Origin of the sequence: Dietzia sp. SYD-A1, assembly GCF_015356725.1 — a bacterium.
Taxonomy (GTDB): Bacteria; Actinomycetota; Actinomycetes; order Mycobacteriales; family Mycobacteriaceae; genus Dietzia.
The window spans coordinates 1-3,516 of record NZ_JADDKI010000177.1 but is presented as its reverse complement, the minus strand read 5'-3'; the positions used below and the strand labels follow the sequence as shown (position 1 = coordinate 3,516).

Genomic DNA, 3,516 nt, shown 5'->3' with positions numbered 1-3,516 from the left:
CCACCGACCCCGGCGCGACCGGCGACTCCTCACCGTCCACCGACCCCGGCGCCACGACCACACCCGCGCAGCCGGCCCCGACCCTCTCCGCCGTGCCCGGCGTCCCGGCGGCCGATCCCGTGGAGGCCGACGGTTCCGGACCCGACGCCACCGACGACGAGACGGGCACCACGCCCGACCTGTGCGCCGCCCTCGGTGACGGGGAGGTGGACGGTGCCTCGGTGAGTGCGCTCCTGCCCGCCCTCACCGGAGGCGGGGACGCCGAGACCTCCGGGTTGCTGCTGGTCCTGGTGAACGCGGTGGTGACCATGCTCCCGTCGCTGCTCGGCCAGAGCGGTTCGACCCAGGACCTGGGATCGGCCGGGCAGATCCTGTGCACCCTCTCGCCGGGGCTGCTGGGCGGCGAGTCCTCGGGCGGGACTGACGCGGAGGCCGCCGGAGGGGCGGCTGTGGGCAGTGCCCCGGCCGCGTTGCTCGGCATGGTCACGACCGGCGCGGGGAGCCTCGGAGACTGACCGCTGACGCTTCGCCGAAGCTCTACCGGACCCCGGCAGATCGGGATACAGTCCTCCTGTCGAGAACAGGCGCCACCCACCCGTGATGGCGCGTGACCGCGTTAGTCGCATCCTGGTCCGTCTCCAGCTAAGGGGTCTCATCGCCATGTCCGCCCGCAGGGTCGTCACCGCCTCCGCCGCCGCCCTGATGGCGGTCGCACTCTCCGTCCCGATCGTCAGCGCCCAGACGGGGGGTGACGGCCCGGACGGCTCGGCGACGGGCAGCCTGGACCTCGGCAGCCTCGTCGGGGGCGGCGGTGAATCCGGAAGCCTCCCGGGCGGGAGCGGCGAGGGCTCCGGAAGCGGCGGTGTCGACGACGGCGATGCCGGCCAGGGGGGCAGCCTCGACACCGCCAGTGCGGAGGACACCAGCGTGGGTGACCTCGCGCCGGAGTCCGAGGCGACGTGTGAGTTGCCCGATCTCGGCGGCTCGGTCGCCAAGTTCTATCCGCTGTTCGGCATCTCGGGGGTCCCGACCGCCGTCCTCGACTTCGTCACCTCCGCGCTGGGAACCTTCCCCAACCTGCTCGATGTGCTCGCGGGACCCGGTGGCGGCGCGAATCTGGTGGGGCAGACCGGGTCGTTGACCGAGCCGCTGTGCACGGCCGTCTTCGGCGGCGAGATGGTTCAGCCGCCCGTGACCGTGATCGTCGACGGGGACGGCAATCCGGTCACCACGGTCACCGGGACCGTCGCCCCCGGCGGCACCGGAAGCGCTGGAGCGGGCAGTCTCGGCGGTGGGTCGGGCGCACCGACCTCGACCTCCTCCTCGAGCTCCACCCTGACCTCCGGCCCGGTCGGTCAGAGTGCGGGCGACGTCTCGGCGTCCCGGACCGGAGCGGTGGCCCTGCCGACCAGCGTCCCGACCCCCGGAGCCTGAGCGCCGGCTGTCTCCCGGTCCAGAACCCAGAGCCCGCGGCCCGGCCCCTTTCACGGGGCCGGGCCGCGGTCGTGTCGTGGGCTGAGCGGGGAGTCGATGGCGGCGCGGTAGTTGGGTGTGGGCGCGGCGATAAGTGCGGACCCATATGGGTAGGCATACCCCACAGGGTGTGTGACTACTGTGACTCAAGAGGATTCTGTGACAATTGAGTCAGAAGTAGACAGTTGATGTGTGTGGGGTTAGAGTGACTCTTGTAATGGTCTGCGCTCCCGTATCCGGGGAGTGAGCGATCCGAACCCCTCCGGAAGGAACCAGCCGATGCGTGCTCGCCTCGCCCGCCCCCGTCGTATCGTCCGGGGTCGCCTCGTCGCCCCCGTCGCAGCCGCGGCCGCGGTCGCCCTCGTGGGCGGCGTCGTCGTCGCCACCCCCGACGCCCCGACCGTCCGCGGTGACGTCCAGACCGTGGCCGTCACCGCCCCGGCGTTCAACGCCGGCGCCTCGTACTCGTTCGATCTCCAGGGCCTCGTCGGGGCCGGGGAGTGGAGCGGCATCGTCATCACCGAGGTCACCGGTCTGCCCGAGGGGCTGACCTACGCGGATGGCGTCATCTCCGGAACCACCGCGGCCGCGGGCGTCTACACCGTGACGGTCGTCGGCACCCTCGGCGGCCAGGCCGTCACCATCCCCGTGACCCTCACCGTCAACAACCCCGACGGCACCGCCCCGGTCGGTGCCGAGGCCGGGTCCGCCGCCGCCGTCGAGGGCAGCCTCGGTGGCGAGGCCCAGGCCGGCGGGCAGATCACCACGGGTTCCGCAGGCACGGACGCCATCCTCGGCGCCGTCGTGAGCATCGTGACCTCGCTCGGTGGGGACTCGGCCGGCGAGATGGTCACCGGATCGCTCGGCACCGGCGGGGCGACCCCCGACGCTCCGGGGCAGACCCCTTCCGCGCCGCTCGGCAGCGACGCCAACGGGCAGCTCGGCCTGGGGAGCCTGGCCGGTGGCTCCCCGGGTGACGACACCACCCCCGACACCGGATCTCCGCTCGGGTCGGCGGGCAACGCGGGTGGGGAGGCAACCGGCGAGGTGACCGGCGGAATCGACACCCAGAGCCTGGGGCCGCTCGGCTCACTGCTCGACACCGGCGGCCAGACCGGGTCGACGACCGAAGGCGAGACCACAACCGGAGGCGACCTCACCGCGGGCGGCGGGTTGAACACCGTCGGGCAGGTCGAGGTGCCGGGCTCCTCCTCGCCCCTCGACACCGGATCCCTCGGGGCGCTGGCGCCCGGCCTCGCCTTCACGGGGATCGCCCTGCTGGGCCTCGCCGGACTCGGCCTGGCACTGGGCGGCGGGTCCTCGGCCCCGGGGACCTCCTCGCTGCTCCCGGCGCTTCCGGGCACGTCCACCGAGGGCTCGAACAACGGTGGCGGCTCGGCCGGATCGACCGCCCCCACCGTCGCGGCCGGTGCACCCAGCACCGTCCAGGCCCCGGGTCCGACGGTCGCGAACGGCCGCGGCTGAGACCCACGAACTCCCGGCGGCCGCGCAGGTCGCCGGTGACCACGTCCACCCCGAGTCCCTCTCACATGATGAGAAGGCCTCGGGGTGACGTGCATTCGTGGGTTACGGTGGCCTGGTTCGCACCCGGATCTCGCCGATGACCCCCGAAAGGCACGCATGCACCTCTCCCGTCCCGTCATCGCCTCCGCCGCCGCCCTGGCCGCCATGGCGGCGATCGGGGTGGCGTCGGGGCAGGTGGAGTCCCCTGACGCCGCACCCCTCGTGATCGAGGCCACGGAGGTGGCGCCGGCCGCGTTGCCGTCGCTGAGCTTCCCGGTGGGCGTCTACATGGAGAACCGCGTCAGCGATCAGGTGACTCTCCCGCCCGGCGCGACACTGCAGTTCCAGGGTCTGCCGCCAGGGCTGACCTACAACCCGCGGACCACCGCCATCCAGGGCGTGCCGACCACCCCGGGTGTGTACCGGCCCGTGGCGACCGCCTACATCGGCGGCATCCCCGTGCGGACCGAGACGACCACCGTCACCATCACCGGACGTGCCGGCGGGGGAGCGCCGGCA

Annotated in this window: 3 protein-coding genes and 1 pseudogene; all 4 read left to right on the top strand. The window is 73.2% G+C overall.

The window, feature by feature from the left end:
• A pseudogene (locus IY392_RS08220) lies at positions 1 to 515 on the top strand (hypothetical protein); the annotation flags it as partial.
• Between the two features lie 145 nt (positions 516 to 660).
• Complete coding sequence (locus IY392_RS08215) at positions 661 to 1,434, top strand: hypothetical protein (protein WP_194860941.1); 774 nt, start codon at positions 661 to 663, stop codon at positions 1,432 to 1,434.
• Between the two features lie 318 nt (positions 1,435 to 1,752).
• Positions 1,753 to 2,958: a hypothetical protein gene (locus tag IY392_RS08210; RefSeq protein ID WP_194860940.1), complete on the top strand. Its 1,206-nt coding sequence runs from the start codon at positions 1,753 to 1,755 to the stop codon at positions 2,956 to 2,958.
• Between the two features lie 156 nt (positions 2,959 to 3,114).
• On the top strand, positions 3,115 to 3,516 hold a 402-nt coding region (locus IY392_RS08205; RefSeq protein ID WP_228549167.1), incomplete at its 3' end, for a hypothetical protein.

Bases quoted from the DNA above. Each gene is read 5' to 3' on its own strand.
- IY392_RS08215 (WP_194860941.1), top strand. From the start codon at position 661: ATGTCCGCCCGCAGGGTCGTCACCGCCTCCGCCGCCGCCCTGATGGCG.
- IY392_RS08210 (WP_194860940.1), top strand. From the start codon at position 1,753: ATGCGTGCTCGCCTCGCCCGCCCCCGTCGTATCGTCCGGGGTCGCCTC.